17 protein-coding genes and 4 pseudogenes are annotated in these 23,432 nt (G+C 68.2%); 12 read left to right on the top strand and 9 right to left on the bottom strand.

Features of this window, described 5'->3' with window-relative positions; all coding sequences use genetic code 11:
* Positions 1-173: 173 nt before the first annotated feature.
* Complete coding sequence (locus AMK22_RS32975; RefSeq protein ID WP_073791057.1) at positions 174-1,829, top strand: NAD-dependent malic enzyme; 1,656 nt, start codon at positions 174-176, stop codon at positions 1,827-1,829.
* Positions 1,830-1,855: 26 nt separating this feature from the next.
* The gene (gene fumC, locus AMK22_RS32970; RefSeq protein WP_073791103.1) at positions 1,856-3,286 is read left to right on the top strand and encodes a class II fumarate hydratase; all 1,431 of its coding nucleotides are present in this window, start codon (positions 1,856-1,858) and stop codon (positions 3,284-3,286) included.
* 372 nt (positions 3,287-3,658) lie between these two features.
* Here fumC and AMK22_RS32965 read toward each other — a convergent pair whose 3' ends face one another.
* Entirely contained in the window at positions 3,659-4,279 is a 621-nt protein-coding gene (locus AMK22_RS32965) for an NAD(P)H-dependent flavin oxidoreductase (protein WP_242434257.1), read from the bottom strand.
* Here AMK22_RS32965 and AMK22_RS32960 point away from each other — a divergent pair.
* The 4 genes from AMK22_RS32960 (at position 4,249) to AMK22_RS32945 (ending at position 8,662) form a co-directional block, all read left to right on the top strand.
* A complete protein-coding gene (locus AMK22_RS32960; RefSeq protein WP_199883376.1) occupies positions 4,249-4,668 on the top strand; it encodes a hypothetical protein in 420 nt (139 codons plus the stop codon). The two genes, AMK22_RS32965 and AMK22_RS32960, sit on opposite strands and share 31 nt — an antisense overlap.
* A gap of 206 nt (positions 4,669-4,874) precedes the next feature.
* On the top strand, positions 4,875-5,444 hold the full coding sequence (locus AMK22_RS32955; RefSeq protein WP_073791055.1) for a 2Fe-2S iron-sulfur cluster-binding protein: 570 nt from the start codon (positions 4,875-4,877) through the stop codon (positions 5,442-5,444).
* A complete protein-coding gene (locus AMK22_RS32950; RefSeq protein ID WP_073791054.1) occupies positions 5,441-6,424 on the top strand; it encodes an FAD binding domain-containing protein in 984 nt (327 codons plus the stop codon). The genes AMK22_RS32955 and AMK22_RS32950 overlap by 4 nt, the downstream gene beginning before the upstream one ends.
* Positions 6,425-6,433: 9 nt before the next feature.
* The gene (locus AMK22_RS32945) at positions 6,434-8,662 is read left to right on the top strand and encodes a xanthine dehydrogenase family protein molybdopterin-binding subunit (protein ID WP_073791053.1); all 2,229 of its coding nucleotides are present in this window, start codon (positions 6,434-6,436) and stop codon (positions 8,660-8,662) included.
* A 104-nt stretch (positions 8,663-8,766) separates the two neighbouring features.
* Here AMK22_RS32945 and AMK22_RS39275 read toward each other — a convergent pair whose 3' ends face one another.
* From AMK22_RS39275 to AMK22_RS32935, 3 genes and pseudogenes are all read right to left on the bottom strand, one after another.
* Positions 8,767-9,408 carry a hypothetical protein gene (locus tag AMK22_RS39275; RefSeq protein ID WP_143203628.1) on the bottom strand — a complete coding sequence of 214 codons (642 nt, stop codon included), beginning with the start codon at positions 9,406-9,408 and terminating at the stop codon, positions 8,767-8,769.
* Between the two features lie 274 nt (positions 9,409-9,682).
* Positions 9,683-9,940: pseudogene (locus AMK22_RS32940) on the bottom strand (nitroreductase family protein); the annotation flags it as partial.
* Between the two features lie 301 nt (positions 9,941-10,241).
* Positions 10,242-10,969, bottom strand: a pseudogene (locus AMK22_RS32935) (SDR family oxidoreductase).
* Between the two features lie 230 nt (positions 10,970-11,199).
* On the opposite strand from AMK22_RS32935, the pseudogene AMK22_RS41445 reads away from it, so the two are divergent.
* The 5 genes and pseudogenes from AMK22_RS41445 to AMK22_RS32905 form a co-directional block, all read left to right on the top strand.
* Positions 11,200-11,426, top strand: a pseudogene (locus AMK22_RS41445) (IS5/IS1182 family transposase); the annotation flags it as partial.
* Positions 11,427-11,546: 120 nt separating this feature from the next.
* Positions 11,547-12,206, top strand: coding sequence for an NADPH-dependent FMN reductase (locus AMK22_RS32920; protein WP_073791101.1), 660 nt, complete (start codon positions 11,547-11,549; stop codon positions 12,204-12,206).
* A 453-nt stretch (positions 12,207-12,659) separates the two neighbouring features.
* Entirely contained in the window at positions 12,660-13,502 is an 843-nt protein-coding gene (locus AMK22_RS32915) for a helix-turn-helix domain-containing protein (protein ID WP_073791052.1), read from the top strand.
* A 159-nt stretch (positions 13,503-13,661) separates the two neighbouring features.
* A pseudogene (locus AMK22_RS42490) lies at positions 13,662-13,919 on the top strand (alpha/beta hydrolase fold domain-containing protein); the annotation flags it as partial.
* A 26-nt stretch (positions 13,920-13,945) separates the two neighbouring features.
* On the top strand, positions 13,946-14,986 hold the full coding sequence (locus tag AMK22_RS32905; protein ID WP_079186535.1) for a helix-turn-helix domain-containing protein: 1,041 nt from the start codon (positions 13,946-13,948) through the stop codon (positions 14,984-14,986).
* Positions 14,987-15,463: 477 nt separating this feature from the next.
* On the opposite strand, the gene AMK22_RS32900 is transcribed toward AMK22_RS32905, so the two are convergent.
* The 5 genes from AMK22_RS32900 to AMK22_RS32880 all read right to left on the bottom strand — a co-directional run bounded on the left by AMK22_RS32900 (position 15,464) and on the right by AMK22_RS32880 (position 21,045).
* Positions 15,464-15,949: a (2Fe-2S)-binding protein gene (locus tag AMK22_RS32900; RefSeq protein ID WP_073791049.1), complete on the bottom strand. Its 486-nt coding sequence runs from the start codon at positions 15,947-15,949 to the stop codon at positions 15,464-15,466.
* Complete coding sequence (locus AMK22_RS32895; RefSeq protein ID WP_073791048.1) at positions 15,946-16,878, bottom strand: FAD binding domain-containing protein; 933 nt, start codon at positions 16,876-16,878, stop codon at positions 15,946-15,948. The genes AMK22_RS32900 and AMK22_RS32895 overlap by 4 nt, the downstream gene beginning before the upstream one ends.
* On the bottom strand, positions 16,875-19,187 hold the full coding sequence (locus AMK22_RS32890) for a xanthine dehydrogenase family protein molybdopterin-binding subunit (RefSeq protein ID WP_073791047.1): 2,313 nt from the start codon (positions 19,185-19,187) through the stop codon (positions 16,875-16,877). The genes AMK22_RS32895 and AMK22_RS32890 overlap by 4 nt, the downstream gene beginning before the upstream one ends.
* A 424-nt stretch (positions 19,188-19,611) precedes the next feature.
* Positions 19,612-20,454 carry a dioxygenase family protein gene (locus AMK22_RS32885; RefSeq protein ID WP_242434251.1) on the bottom strand — a complete coding sequence of 281 codons (843 nt, stop codon included), beginning with the start codon at positions 20,452-20,454 and terminating at the stop codon, positions 19,612-19,614.
* 90 nt (positions 20,455-20,544) lie between these two features.
* Complete coding sequence (locus AMK22_RS32880; protein ID WP_073791045.1) at positions 20,545-21,045, bottom strand: Dps family protein; 501 nt, start codon at positions 21,043-21,045, stop codon at positions 20,545-20,547.
* Between the two features lie 668 nt (positions 21,046-21,713).
* Between AMK22_RS32880 and AMK22_RS32875 the strand changes: the two genes are divergently transcribed.
* Entirely contained in the window at positions 21,714-23,336 is a 1,623-nt protein-coding gene (locus AMK22_RS32875; RefSeq protein ID WP_073791044.1) for a multicopper oxidase family protein, read from the top strand.
* Positions 23,337-23,432 lie beyond the last annotated feature (96 nt).

Raw genomic sequence — 23,432 nt, 5'->3', positions numbered from 1 at the left:
ATCGCGCTTGTGCCCGGGCATAGCGAACTTTTCGCCTGCTCTCACGTAGCAGCAGGCGTTGGACAGGGCGGGGTGAAGACAGAAGAGGTCGCCCGATATTAGGGGCAGCCCTGCAGAGCCCTGCCCGGGCCAGCGCACAGCGTCAATGCTCGAAACCTGCCGAAGGGGCATCCATGCCTGTCGAACCGACCGTCCTGCAGGATCGCTACCGAAACCGCGGCACCGCTTACACACTGGAGGAGCGGGCGGAACTCGGGATCACCGGACGGCTGCCAGCCGCCGTCGAGACCCTCGAGGGACAGGCCAACCGGGCCTACGCACAGCTCAAGCAGAAATCGTCCGATCTGCAGAAGTACATCTACCTCAATGAGATTCACGACCGGAACCAGGTGCTGTACTTCAAGCTGCTCGCCGACCACCTCGACGAGTTGCTGCCCGTTGTGTATGACCCAACCGTGGGTGACGCGATCCAGCAATGGTCCGTGGACTACCGCGACTCACGCGCGGTATACCTGTCAATTAACCGCCCCGAGGACGTGAAAGTATCATTCGAGTCGCTCGGCCTTGGTGCAGACGACGTCGATCTGATCGTTGTCTCCGATGCTCAGGAGATTTTGGGAATCGGGGACTGGGGCGTCAACGGGACCGACATCTCTATCGGTAAGCTCGCCGTTTATACGGCCGCAGCTGGCATCGACCCGAACCGGGTCATCGCCGTGAACCTTGATGTCGGGACAGACAACGAGCAGCTGCTCAACAGCCCGCCCTACCTGGGCAACCGGCATGCCCGGGTGACCGGTAAGCGGTACGACGACTTCATCGCCCTCTATCTCCGGACCGTGTCCGAGTTGTTCCCGAACGCGCTGCTGCACTTCGAGGACTTCGGGCCGTCGAACGCCCGGCGGATCTTGGTGGAGAACGCGGACAAGTACCGGATCTTCAATGACGACATGCAGGGCACCGGGGCGATCGTCATGGCGTCGGTGTTCTCTGCCCTGAAGGTCACAGGGGCACGCTGGTCCGAGCAGCGACTGGTGGTCTTCGGGGCGGGAACCGCTGGCACTGGCATGGCCGACCAGATCCACGCTGCGATGGTGCGTGACGGCGCGACCCCCGCAGAGGCCAAGAGCAACATCTGGCTCATCGACGTCCATGGCCTCGTGACCGACGACATGGTGGACCTGCCTGACTACCAGCGGGCGTACGCGAGGCCGAAGTCCGAGGTGAGCGCGTGGGCAGACGGTGAGATCGAGCTATTGACCACCATCAAGCACGTCAAACCCACCATCCTCATCGGTACGTCGACCGTCCATAACGCCTTCACCGAGGACGTCGTGCGCGCGCTGGCCGAGGGAGTGGACCGTCCGGTCCTCCTGCCGCTGTCAAATCCGACGAGTCGCATCGAGGTCATGCCCTCTAACGCGATTACCTGGTCGGAGGGCAGAGCGCTGATGGCGGTGGGCATCCCGGTCGGACCGGTGGACTACAACGGCATCTCATACGAGATCGGACAGGCCAACAACGCGCTCCTTTATCCCGGACTCGGCCTCGGCACGATCGTTTCGGGCGCCCGTCACGTGACCGACGGCATGTTGCTCGCCGCTGCCGAAGCCGTGGCCGGCCAGGTCGATGTGTCCCATCCGGGGGCCTCACTCCTGCCGCCGGTTGCCAACCTGAGGGCGTCTTCGGCCACAGTCGCCGTTGCCGTCGCCCGCGCCGCTGCACAGGATGGGGTCGCGACGAAGACGCACGAAAACCTCATTCAAGCGGTGCAGGACGCGATGTGGCAGCCGGTCTATCCCACGAGCGATGTGGAGCACGCGAAGTGAGCCAGGGCGACCAGTCGGTCCCCGAGATGCAGGAAGTACCGATCGGGATCCAGGCCGATGGACAGCGCGAAGAATTTGACAGCATGGGCACGGTCGAGGTGCCAGCGGACCGCTACTGGGGTGCGCAGACGCAACGGTCGCTGATCCACTTCTCCATCGGTGGCGACCGGATGCCCAAGGAGGTCTACCACGCCTACGGCTACGTGAAGAAGGCGGCAGCGCTGGTGAACGCCGCCGCCAACCGGCTGCCCGAATGGAAGAAACAGGCGATCGTACGAGCCGCGGAGGAAGTCATCCAGGGCGAGCTCGACGACCACTTTCCCCTCTTCGTCTGGCAGACAGGGTCAGGCACCCAAAGCAACATGAACGTCAACGAGGTCATCGCCAACCGTGCGTCACAGTTGCTCGGCGGCACGCTCGGGAGCCAGAAGCCGGTCGGCCCAAACGACGACGTCAATATGGGGCAGTCCAGCAACGACAGCTTCCCGTCCGCGATGCACATTGCCGCGGTTCAGGAGATCGACGACCACCTCCTGCCCCAGGCCCGAGACCTCGCCGCGGTCCTTGAGGCAAAAGCCAAAGAGTGGAACACGGTCGTGAAGATCGGCCGCACGCACCTCGAAGACGCTGTCCCACTTACCGTGGGACAAGAGTGGTCAGGTTACGCCGCCCAACTACGCGCCTGCATCGAGGAGATCGAGCACACCCGCAAGGAACTGCTCGCGCTGGCCCTGGGCGGCACCGCCGTCGGAACAGGGCTGAACGCGCCGAAGAACTTCAGCCGTGACGTCGCGGCGCAGATCGCCAAACTGACTGGCAAGCCGTTCGTTACCGCCGAAAACAAGTTCATGGCGCAGGGGTCGCTGGACCCCATGGTGCGAGCACACGGAGCACTGCGCGGACTGGCCGTTGCCGTGATGAAGATCGCCAACGACATGCGATGGCTGGCCTCAGGCCCGCGCACCGGCTTCGCCGAGCTACTGCTTCCCCAGAACGAACCCGGCTCCTCGATCATGCCCGGCAAAGTCAACCCGACCCAGTGCGAAGCCATCGTCATGATCGCGATCCAGGTGCTCGGCAACGACTCTGCAGTGGCGTTCGCCGGAAGCCAGGGCAACTTCGAACTGAACGCGATGCGCCCGGTGATCATCAAGAATTTCTTGCACTCGGCACGCATTCTTGCCGACGGGATGGATAAGTTCCGAACATTCTCCGTCAACGGCACCGAACTGAATCGAAAGAAGATCGCACAATATGTAAACGAGAGCCTCATGCTGGTCACGGCGCTGAGTCCCGTCATCGGCTACCAGAACGCCGCGCACATCGCCGAGTCTGCGCTCGCCAACAACCAGACCCTCAAAGAGGCCGCGCTGGCAAGCGGACACGTCGACGAAAAGACGTTCGATGTCGTAGTCGATCCACTCTCCATGGTCGGTGACGGCGTGTCCGGTGCCTGATCCTTGGCCTCGGACCCCACACTCGGCGCTGAGCAGCCGCTGATACCAGTCCAGACTGTCCTCCAGGTTGCGGACAGTTGAGGAGACGTGGTGGACTCCGGTGATCCTGGAGCCGGTCGCGTATCGTGACTGACTCCTGTCGTGGAGGGCATTTGAAATTCCTCTCGGTCAGGACAGAGCCTTCACCATCTCTTTGGCGAGTAGACCCGAGGAAGCGGGATTCTGTCCCGTGAAAAGAGTGCGGTCAACGACCGTGTACGGCTTCCAGGCCGGCGGCGAGGTGGTCCAGGCGGATCGTGTCGAGACTTTGCTCGGTGATCTGTTCGGTGCCGTCGGGGATCGCGTTGATCGCTGCTTGCCGGATCAGGCGGATCAGGCTCCCGATTTTTCCTGCGCGGGCCGGATGTCGTGGACGAGGCCGACGCCCTGCCCCATGAGCCAGGGCATCTCCTCCCAGTCGGCCTCGGTCGCGGGTACGGGTGGCAGCACGTTGAACTTGCGCAGCACGGTCTCTTCGCCCTGGAAGACCGTGGTGCCGACCTGTTCGAGTTCGTCACGGTAGGGCGGTACCTCAGCCAGCCGGTCGCTCCACTCGGCCACCACACGGTCGCGCTGCACCCGCATCGGATTGAAGTCGGGCCACTCCGGGCCGAAGATCCCAGTGCGTACCCTGTCCTCGCCCAGCGAGGCGATCAGCCTGCGGTGGTGCTCGGGATGGACCTGGGCCTCGTGCGAGGCGACCAGGCGGGTGCCCACCCGTACGCCGTCGGTGCCCAGGCACAGGGCCGCGGCGACCTGGCGTCCGTCGGTGATTCCACCGGCGGCGAGTACCAGCGCGTGCTCGCCCACGGCATCCACGACGGCGGGCACACCGACCATGGTGGGCAGACCGCCGTAGTTGTGCCCGCCCGCCTCCCAGCCCTGAGCGACGACGACCTCGACGCCGTCGCCGACGGCGCGCCGTGCTGCGTCGGCGGAGCCGACCTGCTGAATCGCCCGGCGGCCTGCTTGCCTCCCGGCCGGAGAACCCCACCGCGATCACCGTCCCCTCCCTGGTGCCCTACAAGGACGGGACGGGCCCGTTCACGTTCGGCAAGAAGATACGGCCCAAGCGCTCCGGCTGGGCCCAGAAAGTCGTCTCGAACAAGAAGCTCCACAAGGCCAGGGCCACCGCGGGCACCCGGCTGCTCGCCCTGACGCTGGCCACCCAGACCGACGCGTCGGGACGCCTCGGTCCCGGCGGCAAGGGCATCACCCTCCACGCTCTCGCCACCAGGGTCCCGGTAGGTCGCGGCGAGCCGCAGCACCTGGTCGGCCAGCTGACCGCGGCGGACCGACTCATCGAAGCCGCCCATACGATGCCCAGCTCGCCGGGCAGCTGACCGAACGGGTCCTCCCGCTCCCCAGTCCCCCCCGGGCTTGAGGTACAGCACCCGTCCAGGTGAACCCGTGACGGTGTCGTCCGTCCTGGCCCGCCCATCGGCTGGATGATGGGCGGGCATGGCCCCAGGCGGGCCACGTTTCGCGCCCCACAGTGGCGACGCATATCCAGGGTGACACCCGCACCCAGCGAGGAAGGCGGGCTGTGATGAGTGATTCGGATACGGGCGCCGCAGGGCGGAGCCAGGGCGAGATGGCCCAACTCTCGGCGATCGGGTTGAACGTCAACGATCAGGTGCAACGGCTTGAGGTGGATCCACGGACCTCGCTGCTCGACGCGCTGCGCGAGCACCTGCGCCTGAGCGGGACCAAGAAGGGGTGTGATCACGGGCAGTGCGGCGCCTGCACGGTGCTGATCAACGGCCGACGCGTCAATTCTTGTTTGACGCTCGCCGTGATGCATGAGGACGACGAGATCGTGACGATCGAAGGCCTGGGCGATCCCGATGATCTGCACCCCATGCAACGTGCCTTCGTCGAGCGTGACGGCTTCCAATGCGGCTACTGCACTCCCGGCCAGATCTGTTCGGCTGTCGGCATGCTCGCCGAGGTGGAGGCAGGCTGGCCCAGCTATGCCACCGCTGACCTGACCTCGCCGCGGATCGCGTTGACCGATGAGGAGATCCGCGAGCGGATGAGCGGCAACATCTGTCGGTGCGCCGCCTATCCGAACATCGTCGCGGCCATCCGTGGCATCGCGGTGGGAGGCCCGGAATGAGATCCTTCACGTACGAGCGAGCGACCGACGCACAGGCCGCCGTCGCTGCGGTGTCCAGAACCGGCGCGAAGTTCATCAGCGGCGGCACCAACCTGCTCGACCTGATGAAGCTCGATATCGAGAAGCCCAGCCATCTGGTCGACATCAGTCGGCTTCCGTTGCGGGACATCGAGGAGCTCCCGGACGGCGGACTGCTTATCGGGGCCCAGGCTGCGAATTCCGATGTGGCCGCCGATGCCCGAGTGCGTACCCGCTACCCGGTGCTGTCGGAGGCACTGGTGGCCGGAGCCTCGGGCCAACTGCGCAACAAGGCGTCCACCGGGGGAAATCTGTTGCAGCGCACTCGCTGCCCCTACTTCTACGACACAGCTGCGGGCTGCAACAAACGGGATCCCGGTTCCGGATGCTCGGCGATCGGAGGGTTCAACCGGATTCACGCCCTCCTCGGCGTCAGCGACTCCTGCATCGCCACCCACCCCTCGGACATGGCCGTCGCGATGACCGTGCTGGAGGCGGAGATCGAGCTGCTCGACGCCGACGGGTCGGTACGCCGTGTCGCCATCGCAGACCTCTACCGGCTGCCGGGCGATACGCCGCACATCGAGACCGTGCTGCGCCCTCGCGAGATGATCACGAGCGTGCTCCTTCCCCCACCCCCGTCGGGCCGGCAGACCTACCGCAAGGTGCGAGACCGGGCGTCGTACGAGTTCGCGCTGGTCTCCGTGGCGGCTGTCGTCTCGACCGATCAGGGAGCGATCAGTGAGGCGCGGGTGGCTTTCGGCGGTGTGGCGCACAAGCCCTGGCGGTCCATCGAGGCGGAGGCCGCGTTGACCGGTCGTCCCGCCACGATGGTCACCTATCGCGCCGCAGCCGAGGCCGCGATGTGCGACGCCGTGGGGCAGGGGCACAACGACTTCAAGATCGAGCTGGCCAAACGCACGCTGTGCCGCACGCTGGCGCAAGCGGCTCAGGCAAGCTGAGGAGACGAGATGATCGGGCAAGCACTGAACCGCGTCGACGGCCCGTTGAAGGTCTCCGGCCGGGCCACATACGCCTACGAGCAGTGGGGGGCCGGCCAACCTCTCTACGGGTTCATCGTCGGCGCAACGATCGGCAAAGGCCGCATCACCCGGATCGACACCGAGAGCGCCGAACGCGCACCTGGCGTAAAGATGGTGATGACCTATCACAATGCCCCCGCCCAGGGGGTCCGTGATGAGTCCGTTCCGTCCGAGTACTGGCGCGCCCAGCCGGTACTGACCGGTCCCGACATCCACTATTACGGCGAGCCGGTGGCGCTCGTCGTCGCCACATCCCTCGAACAGGCCCGAGCGGCGGCCGATCTGGTCGAAGTCAGATACACCGGCGTGCGCGGACGTTTCAACTTTGCCGAGCAGGAAGACGAGGTGTACATCCCGAAGGTGGTCAACGCCGGTATCCCCACCGACACTGCGGTCGGCGATTTCGATGCCGGGTTCGACAGTGCGGCGGTGAAGGTCGACCAGCAGTACACGACGCCGTACGAGCTCTCGATGCCGATGGAACCGCACGCGTGTCTGGTGGAACCGCGCGACGAGGACCTGGTCGTCTACGTCAGCTGCCAGATCGTCGACGCGGCGCGGGCCTCGGTCGCCGGCACGCTTCGGATCGACCCGGAGCGGGTCCACATCGTCACCCCCTTCGTCGGCGGGGGATTCGGCTCCAAGCTGGGCATCCATTCCGAGACGATCCTGGCGGCGCTCGCCGCTCGCGAATTGCGCCAACCGGTCAAGGTCGCGATGACCAGGCAGCAGATCTTCCAGCTCGTAGGCAACCGTCCCACATCCAGCCAGCGGGTTCGACTGGGCGCGGAGCAGGACGGACGGCTGACCGCGATCGCCCATGACGTCACCATGCACACCAACCCCGACGTGGAGTACGCCGAGCAGACCGCCGCCACGACCCGCAGTCTCTACGCCGCACCCCACCGGTTGACCAGCCACCGGCTTGCGCCGCTCGATCTGCCGCCTGGGACGGACGTACGCGCGCCGGGCGAAGCGCCGGGCATGCTGGCGGTCGAGTCGGCGATGGACGAGCTGGCCCATGCGCTGGGGATGGACCCGGTCGAGCTGCGGATCCTCAACGAGCCCACCGTCGACCCCGAGCGAGACGTACCGTACAGCGACCGGCACCTGGTCGAGTGCCTGCGCGAAGGCGCGCGCCGGTTCGGCTGGGAGCACCGCCCCGCCACCCCGGCGAGTGTGCGCGACGGGCGGTGGCTGGTCGGCTACGGCATGTCGGCCGCCATCCGCGGGCACTTCCAAGGGCCGGCAGCAGCGCGGGTGCGGTTGGAGGCTGACGGCACCGCCGTCGTCCAGACGGACATGACCGATCTCGGCACGGGCACGTACACCGTCCTGACTCAGGTCGCGTCCGACGGGCTCGGACTGCCGCCCGATCGGGTGCGGATCGAGCTCGGGCGTTCCGAGTTTCCCACCAGCTGGGGGTCCGGCGGCTCGTGGGGCGCCGCCAGCTCGAGCAATGCGGTGCACGGTGCGTGCATGGCCCTGCGCGAGCAGCTTCTGGCCGAGGCGCGCGGCGACACGCGCTCTCCGCTGCATGGCCTGGACCCGGCAGACGCCGTGTTCTCGAATGGCAACGTGGTTGTTGGCAGAGCGTCCGAGGCGCTGAGCGAGATCATCGCACGCAACCATCCAGAAGGGTTCGAGGCGGAGGGCGGTACCCGCTTCATGGGCGATGATCCGAACTACACGGACTACTCGATCAACACCTACGGGGCCCATTTCGCCGAAGTGGGGGTCGACGCGGACACCGCCGAAATCCGTCTGCGGCGGATGCTCGGCGTGTTCTCGGTGGGCCGCGTACTCAACGCGAAGACGGCCCGCTCGCAGCTGATCGGCGGCATGATCTGGGGAGTCGGCGCGGCCCTCGAAGAAGAGGCCGTGGTCGACCTGCGATCCGGCGCCTTCGTCAACCGGGACTTCGCGCAATACCTGGTGCCGGTCCACGCCGACGTCCCCGACATCGACGCGGTCGTCCTTGACGGGTACGACGACAAGGCCAACGTCCTGGGCGCGAAAGGCGTCGGCGAGCTGGGCATCTGCGGGGCCGGTGCGTCGGTCGCCAACGCGGTGTTCAACGCCACCGGCGTACGCGTGCGCGACTTCCCCATCACCATCGAGAAGGTGCTGCCCGGTCTACCACTGATGGATAACTGAATCCGTGACAACGGTGCCGGTTTGCCGACGCGACCAACAATCTCCTCACCCAGTCGCTGCGCGAAGCTCTTTGGCATGAGTAGACAGGCGGCAGCCGTTGAGTGCTACGTGTGGTATCTGACGTTCACCTGGTGCGAAAGGTCGCGGCAGCTGGCGATGAAGTTATTCGCGGCTTGCGGAGTGACCACGGTGCGAGTGTGTGCTGCTCTGTCCCATAGGTCTTTCAGTGACATGTAAACGCTCACTGCTCCGGGCTCAAGGCCCAGTCTGTGCAGGTGCTCCCATGAAATATCCCAAGGGTGCCATCGATCGCCGTTCGGAGGGTCGGGGATTCGGCGCTGATTCAAGGCATGGGTGAGATCCTCCTGGAGGAAGTCCCAGCTGCGGATAACGGAAAGTGCAGGGGAACGGATAGCTGTGATTCTCGCAGACTCGTAAATGTCGAATTCCTGCTGGGCATCCTGTGGAGATGGAACTTGTGGACTCTCTTCCTGTTCAGGCACTGGTTCATCAGATCCCGCAGAGGTCGGATTGTCGGAGGCGGAGTTCGTGGACAGTTCTTCTGCGTTCTGTCGGACCTCCCGCGCGTCAGCCTCGAACTCGATTGCGCCTGCTGGCGTCTCCAATCTGGTCATGCGCGTGAATGCGTACTGAATGTGTGCACGCAGGCCCCACACCAGGGTGAGTGTGACCACGGGCCACACCAGAGTCTTCACGTACTCCAGAACGAGTTCAGCTATCTCCACGTGGTGAGACTGTCAGTCTTCAGGATCGTGGTTGTAATGGGTACGGGGTCTGTGACGGAGCTGAGACCTGAGGTATGCCCAGGGAGCCTTCATGTCAGGGAAGACCTTCGCCGCTCAACAAGGAACCGCACGTCGCGGAGATCGGCGACGACATCGAGCTGGAGTTCCTGCCCGAGGTGATGGGCGAGGACTACTCGAGGGCTGCGGGACCGGTACCGGAATCTGGGGATCGACCTCCAGAGCGGTGACCTCACCGGAGCACCCCCTCCGAGGCGCTGACCAACGCAGCGCTCCGCGAGTTCATCGGCATCTCGTCCCAGGGGTCGGCTGCCGCCACGCGCTCACCGGCGCGCCTCTTGAGCTCGGCCAGCGGCCTACCGGTCACCACGTAGGCGCACCACGGCTGGACGTTCGATCCAGACGGCGCCCAAGCCGCGGCGGACAGGACCCGCTCCAGCACCTGCCTCGTAACGGGCCGGTCGCTGAACCCGCGCACAGCCCGCCGGCTCGTGACCGCCTCATAGACATCCAAGATTGTCTGCCTCCCGCATCTGCTCCACCTGTCCAGTCAGTGACAATCCGGGACCGCTGGGCCCACCGGAAACTGGCGCATCCAGCACCAGGCCGGCGGGCGACCGTCTCGACGTCCACAGGCCCGTCCCACCCCGAGAGCCGTGGCTCGGCGGGACCGAATGGCTGCATGCGATTCCCCCTCCGCCTGACCTGGGATCGGGGGACCGCAGCCGGATCCCCATCCGGCTCAAGCCGCGGCACCCGGCGCGCGCAACGAGAAGACCGCCGGGCTGGGACAGGACACGCGGGAGGCGGGGATGTCAGGAGAGCCAGTCGGTGTAGCGGGTGGGGGCGAGGTGCGCGTTCTTGTCGGTGAGGACGTCGCCCTTGACGGCGGCGAACATGCCGGCGGTGGGGTCGGTGACGACGGTGCGGTTGTCGCCCTTGTGGGAGAGGGCGACCCGGCCCAGCTCGTCCAGGTTGAAGATCTCGGGGCCTGCGATGTTGCGCCTGCCGTTCAGCGGGGCGCCGACGGCGACCTCCGCCACTGCGCTGGCCACGTCCTTGGACGCGATCGGCTGGATCGGCGTGGCGGGCAGCCGGACGGTGTCGCCGTCGGTGGTCCAGGACAGGACGGCGTCCATGAACTCCATGAATTGCGTGGCTCGGACGATCGAGTAGGGGATCGGCCCGGCCGCGAGGATGTTCTCTTGGAGCGTCTTGGCCCGGTAGTAGTCCAGCTCCGGAACCCGGTCGGTGCCGACGATCGAGAGGATGACGAAGTGGCCGACGCCGCCCTTGTGAGCCGCGGCCAGGAGGTTGTCCATCGAGGTCCGGAAGAAGGCCGGGGATGCTTCGTCGAAGGTCGGGGAGTTCGTCAGGTTGACGACGACGTCGGCTCCCGCCACCGCCTCGTCCAGTCCCTGGCCGCTGATGACGTCGACTCCGGTGGACTGCGAGTGCGGTACCGCCTCGTGTCCGGTGGCGTTCAAGTCTTGACGACCTGCGCCCCGATCAGTCCGGTACCGCCGATGACTGCGATCTTCATGACATGCCTTTCATTGGAATTACGTGCGCAATGTGGCATATGAAACGCTATGTGGGTGCGGCATGAAACGGCTCGTTGATGGGCCGAAGAGGGACGGTGTCAGAGACCGTCGACGAACGTGACCGTTTCGTCGAGCGGCGCCCGGCCTATGCGGGCGTCGCCCGCTGTGACGTCTTCGAACCCGGCCGACATGCCGCAGAAGAGGGGGAGGTCGTCCGGGGGCGACAGGACCTCCGCGACGGTCCGGGGCCGTCTGGGTCGCCGCGGGCAAGGCGTACTCGTCCCGTGCCAATCGCCGTCCACCTGCATAGACACCGCACCAAGGCGGTTATCCCGGAGAAGAAGGGCCAGGTGGCCAACCGCAAGAGGAAGGGCAGCCGGCGGTCGTCCCGTCACTTTCGACGCCGGTCTTTACCGTGATCGCGAGACCGTCGAGCGACTTATCAACCGGCTGAAGCTCCTCCTTCCTTCGGGCGAGCTCTTCCGGCCCCTGGATAGTGAAGGCCTCAGCATGGAACCAATGGTCCGCGTGGTGCCCGGGCCAAGCACGGGCCCCTGCGACGAAAGGACGTACCACATGCCGACGGAGGCCCAGCCAGGCCCGCTGCGGGTGCTTGTCTTCGGCGCCGCACTGCGGGCCGATTCATCCAACGCCCGCCTCGCGTCGCTCGTGGCCCGGCTGATTTCCGACACAGGCGCCAGCGTCGACCACGCTGCCATGCACGATTTCGGCATGCCTTTGTACGACGGTGACGCGGAGGCCGCGGAAGGGCTGCCGGACGGCGCTCTTTTGCTGCGCGACAGGATCGAGCAGGCCGACGCCTTCGTCATTTCCTCCCCCGAGTACAACGCCTCCGTGCCGGGCCTGCTGAAGAACGCGATCGACTGGGTCTCGCGTGTGCGGCCACAGCCGTTCAAGACCAAGCACGCGATGCTTGTCTCCGCCTCGCCGTCCCTGGTCGGCGGCAACCGAGGGCTGTGGGCGTTGAGGGTCCCCCTGGAGCACCTCGGTACCCGTGTCTACCCGGACATGTTCAGCCTTGCCAACAGCTACCAGGCCTTCGCGGAGGACGGAACGCTGATCGACCCGGGGCTGCAGCAACGTCTGTCCGAAACTGTGGCCGGATTCCTCAGCCTGGTCGAAGCCGATGTGCGTTACGTCTGTCTGGAGCGCCGGTGGTACGAATTCCTGGGCGACCGTACCGAGGCGCCCATCACCCAACGGGCCGAGGAATGAGCCCGGCCGAGGGGCTGGTGCCTGGGCAGCTGATATTCCGCGGGGCCGGGGTGTCCAGGCGCACTCGGAGTAGTCCGGCGAACTGCTGACAGGAGCCGGTGCCGAAGGCGGAGGCGCAGAAGAAGAAGGAGCTCCGCGAGTAGCGCAAGCGGCTCCAAGCGGCCGGGCTACGCTGTTTTCTCGCTGAGCAGTCCCACCAGCCCCGCCCTCGCCAAAACCGCATCGGCGGTGCGGATGCGCTTCGCAATGCGCACCCTGATATGGATGCGGCACTCCACCGCGTTGCTGGGGCGAACGATGCGCCGTTCTCTGCCTGTCGCGCCCGATACGAACCCGGGCACCGCACTGGTGCGCCCCCGATGTGCACCGCCCATAGGCCATGGGGAGCGCTGGACGTGCCATGACTCAGTCCTTTCACGGAATCGAGTCTCCACCCGATACGGAGCGGTTCACTTGGAGTCGTACCGGATCGGGTACGTGCGCCTCTCGACGCTGGAGGCGGACGCGGTCAGGGTCTCGCGCACTGCGGCGCTGATCTCGAGGGGTCCGCGGACCGAGCAGCAGGTCGGGGTCGGGGTGCAGGTGTCGGGCCGGGCCGTGCTCGAGCAGGACGGGCGCCGGGCGGAGGTGGCTCCGGGCGGTCTCGTACTGTACGACACGGCGCGGCCGTACTCCGTCGACTACCCGGAGCGCTTCCGCACCCACCTGTTCCATCTGCCGCGGCGGCTGCTGGGTGCGCCCGAGAGCGACCTGCGGTGTGTGGCGGGCACGGCCGTCGGCCCCACGGAGGGGTGCGGGCCGGTGCTGCTGCCCTTCCTCGGCGTCCTCGCAGCATCGGCGCGCTCCGTTTCCGCTCCGGTCGGCGACCGACTGGCCGGGAGCGTCGCCGACCTGCTGAGCGTGCTCGTCTCCCAGCAGGCCGCGGGACGGAAGGCGGACGAGCCGGTCGCCCCGAACGAGCACCTGGTCCGGCGGGTGCGAGAGTACATCGACAACCACCTGGCTGATCCGGAGCTGAGGCCCGAGAGGATCGCGCGTGCCCATCACATTTCCGTGCGGTACCTGCACCGGCTCTTCGAGAGCGAGGGGGTGACGGTGGGTCGCCTCGTCCAGCAGCGCCGCCTGGAGGCGTGCGCCCGCGAGCTGGGCCGTCGTGGCCGCACCGTGCCGAGCGTGTCGGCTGTCGCGCAGCGATGGGGCTTCGTCAACCCGGCTCATTTCAGCCGGGCCTTCCGTGCCGCCTACGGTGTCTCGCCGCGTGAGTGGCGCGCGCTTCGGACCACCGGCGGCGGCTGACGAGCCGCGAACCGCCCGCCCGACGGGGCGAATCCGCGCGCCGAGAAGCCACCACGGCATCCGTTCCGGCCGGCTGGTCCGGGCCCGGCTGCCCGCACCGCGACCACACGCGCCGGTGCGGGGACGACCAGCGGCCCGGGGCCGCAGCAGAGGCGGGGGGCTTGCCCCGTTCCTGCACGCGCCATGGACCGGCTCGCCGGGCTTCCCCCGGCGCAGGTGGCCACCGTCGAGGTTGGCGTGGTGCGGAACGAGGGCGATGCCTCAGCGGCCGGATTCCGTCAGGCGGGTGTGCCGGTGCCGGCGATGTACTACCGGGGGGCCGCACATGAGGCCCTTCCGCTCGACGTGCCCGCGCACCCAACGCACTGCGTCGTTCGAGGCCGTCGACACCTCACTTCGCACCTCCGTTCCCGATGATCCCCGCCGACTGACCGAGAGTGCTGATGCCCGCCCTTCTGAACACCGCCGAGGTATCACCCGCCGAGCGTGCCGAGTACTGGCACGAGGCCGTCTCCCGCACGTTCGTACCGCTGGACGTGTCCTTGCTCGAGGATCTGCCCGCCCCCGCCACCATCACCAGCCACCGTCTGGGTGCCCTGAAGGTCTCCCTGGTACAGGCCGGCCCGCAGAGGGTCGAGCGCAGTGCCGGCCTGATTGCCTGCGGCGGGGATGAGCACCTCACGCTGACGCTCCAGCACCGCGGCACGGCCCGGCTGGCCCAGGACGGTCGCCGGGTGGAGCTGGGGCCTGGCGACTTCGCGCTCTGCGACGCCGGGCGGCCGTTCGTCATGGAGCTTCCGGAGCCTTTCGCCTTTACGGCCTTCCACTGGCCGCGACCTGCCGTGGGCGTCTCGGAGGAGGACCTGCAGCTGCTTACCGCGACGGCCTTCGACACCGCTACCGGCACCGGTCGGCTCGTGGCCGCCTATCTGGAGTCTCTCTCCCGGTCGGCCGGCTCGCTGGAGCCGCGCCAGGCATCCCGGCTCGCCACCACGGCGCTGGGCCTGCTTGCGGCGCTTGCCCACGAGCGCCGCGGCCGGCCAGCCCCGGAGGCACCGGAGGCGGCCCTCGCCACCCTGGCCCGGGTGAAGGACCACATCCTGCGCAACCTCGGCGACCCCGGCCTCTCGCCCGAGCGGATCGCGGCCGCCCACCACTTGTCGGTGCGGTACCTGCACAAACTCTTCCGCTTCGAGGGCGAGACGGTGACCCGCTGGATCCAGCGTCAGCGTCTGGACATGTGTCGGCGGGACCTCGCCCGCCTGACGGCGGGCAGGGGGACCGTGGCCGCGGTCGCGGCCCGTTGGGGATTTGTGAGCGCCAGTCACTTCAGCCGGGCGTTCCGGGCCGCCTACGGGGTCTCGCCGCGCGAGTGGCGGGCCGCCACCCGATCAGGTTTCATGCCGGGCCCCGTGCATCTGCCGTTCCCGGACGCCAGGCCGAAGCGGACCGCCGCCCGGTCAGGGTGTGGCGTCGTGGTGTGACCGGCCTGCGAGGAGGTCTCATGGCGGGCGTCGACCGATGGCACTGGCGCTGCGTCCTGTGGCCCACCAGGGGTAGTTGGCCGTGACGGTTCGTCATCGGATGTCGATCAGCAGGCGGTGTGGGTCTCGCCGATGCGGGCACCCGGGAACTGCACCACCACCTCCGCCGACCGGCCTTGTGGGCACCTTGACGGCCTCCTGCGAGGGGTTCTTGCCGCTGCACTGTGCGGACGGCGGAGTAAGTGTATCGACGGTCAACGGCCGCACTCGACGTCGCGCGAGACCCGGACAACGGCATCTGGTTCCGGCCCGGCGGCGGCCCGTGGCGGGAGCCGGGCGTCTGCCGGGCCGGCCCCGTTGTCTTTTTCGCGGCTCTCTTGCAGGACCGCGAAAAAGACATATGGGGGCAGGACCAGGCCGCACGGGACCGCGCGGGGCGGACATCAGCGGTCGCCGCGCTCCGGGCGGCCCAGGGTGTCACTCGCTCTTCGCCCCCGCCTGCTCGCGAGCGGCCCGCAGGATTGCACGGCGGATGGGCTCGTAGCCGGTGCACCGGCAGAGGTTGGAGCCGACCAGGGCGTCGACGCGCTCCGGGGCATCGGCGACGCCGGGGTCGGCCGCCAAGGCGCCGGCGGCCAGCATGAGGAATCCCGGGGTGCAGAAGCCGCACTGCAGGGCGTGTTCCGCGGAGAACGCGCGCTGGAGGGGATGGGGCTCACCGCCGGGCCCTGCGAGGCCTTCCACGGTCTGCACCGAGCTGCCGTGGCACTGCACGGCGAACACGAGGCAGGATCGGACCGCCTCGCCGTCCACCAGTACGGTGCACGCCCCGCACACGCCGTGTTCACAGCCCAGATGAGTGCCGGTCAGCCGGCAATCCTCCCGCAGCGCGTCGGCAAGGACGCGGCGGGGCTCCACGTCCAGCCGGCGCTCCTCGCCGTTCACGGTGAGGCTGATCCTCATACAGGTTCCCCTTCCGGTCCGGCGAGGCGTGATCGTCGATCCCGCACCGCCTGGCACAGCGTCCTGGTGACCAGGACCGCTACGGTGTGCCGCTTGTACTCGACATCGGCGTACGGTTCCGGCCGGGGCGCGGCGTCCTGCTCCGCAGCGATCCGGCCCGCCCGGGCGAACGGGTGTCCGTCGGCCAACGGTCGCCGGTCCACCGACGCCCATGCCCCGGCACCGATCAGCACCTGCTCGGCCGCGTGGGCGCGCACCGGCCGGTCGGCGCAGTTGACCAGGCCGATGCGCGCTTCGCTGATCACCCCGTCACGCACGGTCAGTGCGGCGGCGACGGCCACCTGGGCGAAGCAGAAGTGTGTGCGCCGGTGCTCGATGAAGCCGACTCCGGTGCTGTCGCCGAGGAGCGGGAACCGCACTCCGGTGAGCATTTCGTCCGGTCGGCGCGCGGTCAGATGCCTGCCGTGGAAGTAGTCCCGGGCCGGGACAGCGCGCCTGCCCTCCGGGCCGCGCAACTCGACGTCGGCGTCCAGGGCGGCGCCGATGGCGCACCACTCCGAGGCGGGGTGCGCCCAGGCGAAGCTGCCCACCATCGTGCCGCGGGAGCGGATGGGCGGGTGGGCGATGTGGGGCGCGGCCCGGGCGAACAGCGCGCCGAGCGGCCCCGGCACGGAACGCGCCGATACGAAGGCGTCGTGCCGTACCAGGGCGCCCACCCGCAGCGTGCTGCCGTCCGTGCTCATCCGGTCGAGCCCGGCGATGCGGTTGATGTCGACCACCAGCTCGGGGCGGAGTCGTTGCAGGCGCATGTCGAGAATCAGGCTCTGCCCGCCGGCGAGGATCTGGGCCCTCCCGTCGGCGGAGCCGAGCGCCTCGACGGCCTCGGGCACCGTGCGCGGAACGATGTAGTCGAAGGCGGCTGGTTTCATCGGACCTCCTCCGGTTTCGGGGCGCGGGCCGCCCGCCAGACCACATCCGGGGTGAGCGGCATCTGCAGCAGGTCGGGGTCGGCGATTCGCAGGGCGTCGGCCACGGCGTTGACGATCGCGGCCGGAGTACCGATGCACCCCGACTCGCCCGCGCCCTTCGCGCCCAGCGGGGTACTCGGGCTCGGCGTGCAGGTGTCCTTGACCTCGATGGGCGGGACTTCGGTGAACGTCGGCAGCAGGTAGTCCAGCAGCCCCGAGGCCAGCACCGGCACACCCTCGCCGTCGTAAGGGATTCCTTCGTACAGTGCCTGGCCGATGCCCTGTACCGCCGATCCCAGGGCCTGCCCGCGCACGATCGTCGGGTTGAGCACCACTCCGCAGTCATCCACGGCCACCATCCGCAACAGACGTACGGTGCCCAGCTCCGGATCGACCTCGGCCACCACCGCGTGGGCGCCGAACGGAAAGGCCATCCCAGCCTCGAACCGGTCGCCCACTCGCAGTGGACCGGTGGCCCGTACCAGCTCGGCCAGGTCCAAGGACGTCGAAGCGTCCGTGGTGAGGTGCACGGCGCCACCCGACCACGTCACCTCGCCGACCGGCGCATTCCACAGCCGAGCGGCCCGGACCCGGGCCTCCTCGATGAGCAGCTGAGCGGTGTGCCGCAGCATCGCGCCGACCACCTGGGCGGTACGGCTGGCGAAGGAACCCACGCCCTCCGGCTGCCGGCCGGTATCACCCTCAATCAGCCGGACCCGGTCCTCGTCCACTCCCAGGACATCGGCGACCAGCGCCGGGAAGACAGTCTCGTGCCCCTGACCGCTGGAGGCCGCGCCGCACAGGGCCGTGACCATGCCGTCGGCCCCGGCCTCGATGCTGCCGAACTCGTGCAGCCCTCCCGCCTCTCCGCCGGAGCGTTCCACGTAGCAGGACAGGCCGATACCCAGCGGCAGGGCGTGCGGGTCGGCCCGGCGCCGGGCCTGCTCGACCCGCCACGCGCCGTAGTCCAGGGTCTCGAGCGCCAGGTCGAGCGCGGCGGCGTAGTTCCCGCTGTCGTAGCACCGGCCGGTGGGCGTCTCGTAGGGGAAGCTCTCGGGCGGGACGAAGTTGCGTCGCCGCAGTTCCGCCGGATCGATTCCCAGTCGACGGGCCATCACGTCCATCGCCCGCTCCAGTGCGATCGTCGCCTCCGGCCGCCCGGCACCGCGGTAGGGATACGTCACCATCGTGTTGGTCAGCACCGAGCGGACGGTCGCGTGCACCTTCGGAGTGAGGTACGGGCCCGTCGCCATCCAGGCGGTCTGCATCGGCAACCCCGCCCCGAGGTGCGGGTAGGCGCCCACGTCGGCGTCGATCGTCAACTCGTATCCGAGCAGGCGCCCATCGGCGTCGGCGGCGAGCCGGACCCGTTGGTCCTGCCCCCGCCCCCGGGTCGCGGCCTGCATGGACTCCATCCGGTCCTCGGTCCACCGCACGGGCCGGCCCAGCTTCACCGCCAGGAAGACGACCACGACGAACTCCGGGAACGTCGCGCTCTTCGACCCGAACGCCCCGCCGGTGTCCGGAACCACCACACGCACCCGGCCGACCGGCCACCGGAGCAGCTCGGCCAGCTCGCGCCGCAGCCGATGCGGCATCTGATGCCCCGACCACACGGTCAGCCCGTCCCCGTCGGGCACGGCGAGGATCGTCCGGCACTCCATCGGCGTGGGCATCAGCAGCTGCTGACGATAGCGGCCCTCCACCACCACGGCGGCCTCCCGCCACACCGACTCCTCGATCGGTTTCCCGGCCTCGCCGAGGAAGACGATGTTGCTCAGGCCGTCGAACAGCCGGACCGAGTCGTCCGCCGCGGCGGACGGCGTCGCCACTGTGGGCAGCCGATCGATCCGGACCGACACCGCCGCAGCCCCGTCCTCCGCCCGGTAGCGGTCCTCTCCCAGGACCACCGCCACGGCCTCGCCGGCATACCGGACCCGCTCTTTCACCAGGGGCGGCCACTCCCGCCCGGCCACGGCCTTTGCCGTGGACAGCCCGGCCAGCAGCGTGTACGGAACCGGAGGCAGATCCCGGAGGTGGGCTGCGGTCGGCCCGCACGAGGGCAACGCCGACAGGTCCGCGGCCGACCAGGCTCCCACCACCCCCGGCATCTCACGAGCGGCGCGGCAATCCACGTCCCGCACCGTGCCATGGCCCACGTCGCTGCGCACGAACACAGCGTCCAGACACCCCGGTACCTCGATGTCGGCGACATAACGGCCCCGCCCGGTGAGCAGCCGCTCGTCCTCGCGCCTGGTCCATTGCTTCACGACCGCACCTCTGTGCCTCGTCCCGCGTGCGGGGGAGTGACCGAGTTCCCGGCAGATGCGTTGCGTGACGCCTGCACCTGCGTGGGAGTCCGAGCACCCGCGAAGGAATTCACCGTCCGGGACATCGGCGCGCCGGGCGGGCAATGCGCGGGCGCGCCCCGGGAACAGCGCTCGCGCGCGTGCGGGACACGGCCCGGGAGAGGGACTACGCGGTCGTCGGTGGCGAACAGGTGGGAACTCGGCCCGGTGCTCCGGGCGGGCCGTCCGGCCACACCGCCGAGGGCCACCAGGTCCAGGGGCACCTGAGAGTCGACGACGAGGGTCTTGACGGATGCGCGCTTGCCGGGCGCTGACTCCGCGTGGTGACCGTCATGGGCGGCGGGGCCGACCGACTCGACGGGACCAGGCGGGACGCGGGGCACCTTCACCGCTCCTTGCGAGCCAGCACGAATGTCCGCTCCACCGTCTGGAACGGCTCGTCCACACGGGTGCCGTCCGGAGCGGTTTCCCCCGCTGGGTGCCGGACGAAGTCCACCACCAGCGACCGCCTGACCCCGAAGACCGCGTCCCGCTCCACATAGGGGTCGTCACCGCGGACCAGCATGCTGATCAGAGGCTCGAAGCCCTCGGCATGCAGCCAGAAGTGCAAGTGTTCCGGGCGCATCGGCGACCGGTTCGCGGCGCGCAGGATCTCCCCGCACGGCCCGTCGTCCGGGACCGGGTAATACCGCGGGGACACGGACCGGAACCAGAACCGGCCGTCGTGGTCGGTGGTGAGCAGGGCACGCATGGCCGGCTCACCTTGCAGCCTGTCCTGCATCTGCACGTCGTAGGAGCCCTCCCCGTCGCTGTGCCAGGTGTCCACCCTGGCACCGGCCACGGGGGTGCCGTCCGAGTCGAGCACCCGGCCGTTGAAGAACATCGGAGTCCCTGTGACCTCACCGGAGATGTCCGATCCGTTCTCCGCCTTCGGCCGGCCTTCCACGTAGAAGGGGCCCAGCAGCGTCGAATCCGTCACCGATCCACCATCCGGACGGTGGATCAGGTCCACCAGGACACTCACGCCCAGGATGTCGGACAGGAGGACGTATTCCTGGCGAGTGGGAGTGCAGGTCTTGCCCACACGCTCGAGGAAGTCCACCGCCTTGAACCACTCCTCACCGGTCAGCCGCACTTCCCTCGTGAAGTCGTGCAGGTGCTGCACCAGGCGGATGAACAACTCCTTGACGCGTTCGTCCTCCGCGCCTTCGAAGGTCTTCTGCACCACCTCGGTGATCGAGGTTGCCGTCGGATCGATGGGTATCGTATTTCTCCCGGTAGCTCGCCTCCGTCTCCGGGGGCGATGCGGTGAACGGTGTCAGGGGGTCCGGTTCTCCGCGCTGACCATCCAGGCGTGCTTCTCGAGGGAGTCGATGATCGTGTGCAGCAGGTCGGCGGTCGAGGGGTCCTCGCTGTCGACCTGATCGTGATGGGTGCGCACCGTATCGACGGCGGCGCGCAGGCGCGTGGTGACGAGATCGACGACGGCGCTCACACTCAGTTCCCCCTCCGGGAACCCGGGAAGTGTGGTGCTCGCCGCCACCGTGTCGGAGCGGCCGTCCGGCCAGGCCGCGAGAGCGCGCATGCGTTCGGCGATGACGTCGGCCGACTCGCGTGCATCGTCAACGATTTGATCGAGTTGCAGGTGCAGGTCCCGGAAGTTGTGACCGACCACGTTCCAGTGGGCCTGCTTGCCTTGGAGGTGCAGCTCGACGAGATCCACCACGATCTGCTGCAACGATCTGGTCAACTGCGGCGAGGCCGTGAATCCAGTGGCGTCGGTCTCCGGACGTCGGGAACCCTCGGGGGGAACTGGCACGTCGGTCTCCTTGTGAAAGCACTGCGCAGTAGCCCCCTCGGAGCAGGAAGTCTGTCCTCCTCCGCGACCAAGCGTACGTAGGTCTCCTCACGTCGCCACTACGACTGGCCCGCTAGGGCGGACATCCCGGCTTCAGGGGGAGTGCGAGGCCGGGATTCCAGCAGGACGTGCGCCACGGAGAGCACGGGAGGCGGCGCGTCACCATCCCCGTCTCGGCCGCGGGCCGTCCGTAACGCGGCCGACGCCCGGTGCGCCGGGAGGCCCGCAGCGCACGACCTGAAGCCGGCTCGAACGACCAGCGCCACGATTCACCCTTCCGCGCGCCTGGAGGTGACAGCCCTTCGCCGACTGAAAAGACTGGCGTTCCAGCCCTGGACCTGGCGATGCCGGGGCGCCGTCCCGAACCCGGACACGGAAGGCGGGGGAGAGAGCCGAGGACGAAACCGTCGTGGCCGTCCCCTGCTTTCCCGGAGGACTGGAGCCCTGTTCAGGGTGGGGGCTGCTGCGGGGCGTTCGAGTGGAGGGCGGCACCGTCCGGATGCGGCCCGCCCGCCTTGTCGGCCCATCCGTCACTCGTACGATTCGGATTCCGCGGACTGTCCGTACTCCGACACTGATCTCGGCCGGGCAGTCACCCCGCACGGTCGCACGGATTCCCTGGGAGCGACGTGACTCGGACCAACATCCGTTTCCCCCTGACCTCGTCGGTGCTCGGCCTGGCGCTGACGGTGGCCGGACTGTCCGCCGACGTGGGGCACACGCCGAGAGAGCACTCACGTGCCGCGTACGGTCTCGCGGCGAAGGGCGACCCCTCCCCGGAGGGCGTCGGCCCCCTGCTCCGGGATCCGCCGGAGCTCGTCAGCCGCAGCGGCGTGCTCCGGGCGACCATCGTCGTGGAGCGGCGCAAGGTCCAGGTCGGCGACCGGCAATTGTACGCGACGACCTACAACGGCGCCTACATGCCGCCCACGCTGCGCGTGCGACCGGGCGACCGCATCGACCTCACCATGACCAACAAGACCGACAAGTACACCAACCTGCACACGCACGGACTCGTGGTCTCGCCCCGCGCCCCCGCCGACGACATCTTCATCTCCATCAAGTACGGGCAGTCCTACCACTACGCCTACCAGCTCCCGCGTGACCACCCCACCGGCACCTACTGGTACCACTCACACGCCGACATGCTCTCCGCCGCCCAGGTCGACGGCGGCGAATCGGGCATCATCGTCGTCGACGGCCTGAACCGACACCTGCCCCCGTCATTGCGCCACGTCACCGAGCACACCATCGCGCTCAAGGACTTCCAGGTCGAGGGCGACGCGATCAAGACCCATCCCCTGAGCATCGGTGCCCCCACCAACCGCACCGTCGACGGCCAGCACAACCCCGTGATCCGCATCCGGCCGGGCGAGACCCAGCTGTGGCGTCTGGCCAACATCGGCGCCAACATCTACTACAAGCTCCACTTGCCAGGCACCCGCTTCCACGTGATCGCCCAGGACGGCGTTCCGGTCCGCAGGATCCACGCCGAGGACACGCGGCTCATCCCCGCCGCCGCACGCTTCGATGTCCTGGTCCAGGGCGGCGCTCCCGGCACCGCCCGCCTGGAAACGCTTCCGTACAACACCGGCCCGGCAGGCAACCAATTCCCCCGGGCCGACCTCGCGACCCTCATCACCGGCGGAACACCCATGCGCCGGGCGACGATCCCGAGCCGTTTCGCCCCACAGGAGGACCTGAGTCGCGCGACGATCTCCGCAGGCAAGACGATGGTCTACACGGAGAACGCGGCGGGCACGGTCTTTTACATCAACGGCCGGACGTTCGATGCGAACCGGACCGACTTCACCTCGACTCTCGGCACCGTCGAGGAGTGGACCATTCGCAACGACAGCGACGAGGACCACAGCTTCCACCTGCAGGACCCCTCCCACAGCGTGTACGACACGGTGAACATCCCCAGGCGCGGCTCCATCGTCATCCGCGTCCACTTCACGCACTTCATAGGCAGGACCGTTCTGCACTGCCACATCCTCAACCACGAGGACATGGGCATGATGGCGGTCCTCGACATCCTCCCGCCCCCGACAGATGTCCGGCAGCTGACCGCCGACCGGCCGGCGAAGCCTCGGGCGCCGGGCCGGGAAGCCACCGAGCTCCTTCCGACGCCGACGCCGACGCCGACCCGCGTCCCGGACAGAGCTCGCGGCCTTGCTGTGCACCCGGAGAAGAACTGTTGTGCGCAGAGGGGAAAGAGTATGGCTCTGCTCGGCACTAGTGTCTCGTGATCCGGCTTGTGTCAGTTCGAGTTGTTATTGACGAGCTTCCCGTTACCCGCTTGAGCTGCGCCGACGTGCGGTGCGCATGGTCGCCGAGGTCCGCGG

It is taken from the genome of Streptomyces sp. CB01580, assembly GCF_001905795.1.
Taxonomy (GTDB): Bacteria; Actinomycetota; Actinomycetes; order Streptomycetales; family Streptomycetaceae; genus Streptomyces.
Note: the sequence above shows the minus strand (reverse complement) of the source record. Positions and strands in the feature narration are given on the sequence as shown.

Excerpts from the sequence above, each read along its gene's own strand:
- AMK22_RS32975 (WP_073791057.1), top strand. The coding sequence starts at position 174 with ATGCCTGTCGAACCGACCGTCCTGCAGGATCGCTACCGAAACCGCGGC.
- fumC (WP_073791103.1), top strand. The coding sequence starts at position 1,856 with ATGCAGGAAGTACCGATCGGGATCCAGGCCGATGGACAGCGCGAAGAA.
- AMK22_RS32955 (WP_073791055.1), top strand. The coding sequence starts at position 4,875 with ATGAGTGATTCGGATACGGGCGCCGCAGGGCGGAGCCAGGGCGAGATG.
- AMK22_RS32950 (WP_073791054.1), top strand. The coding sequence starts at position 5,441 with ATGAGATCCTTCACGTACGAGCGAGCGACCGACGCACAGGCCGCCGTC.
- AMK22_RS32945 (WP_073791053.1), top strand. The coding sequence starts at position 6,434 with ATGATCGGGCAAGCACTGAACCGCGTCGACGGCCCGTTGAAGGTCTCC.
- AMK22_RS32920 (WP_073791101.1), top strand. The coding sequence starts at position 11,547 with ATGCCGACGGAGGCCCAGCCAGGCCCGCTGCGGGTGCTTGTCTTCGGC.
- AMK22_RS32905 (WP_079186535.1), top strand. The coding sequence starts at position 13,946 with ATGCCCGCCCTTCTGAACACCGCCGAGGTATCACCCGCCGAGCGTGCC.
- AMK22_RS32900 (WP_073791049.1), bottom strand. The coding sequence starts at position 15,949 with ATGAGGATCAGCCTCACCGTGAACGGCGAGGAGCGCCGGCTGGACGTG.
- AMK22_RS32895 (WP_073791048.1), bottom strand. The coding sequence starts at position 16,878 with ATGAAACCAGCCGCCTTCGACTACATCGTTCCGCGCACGGTGCCCGAG.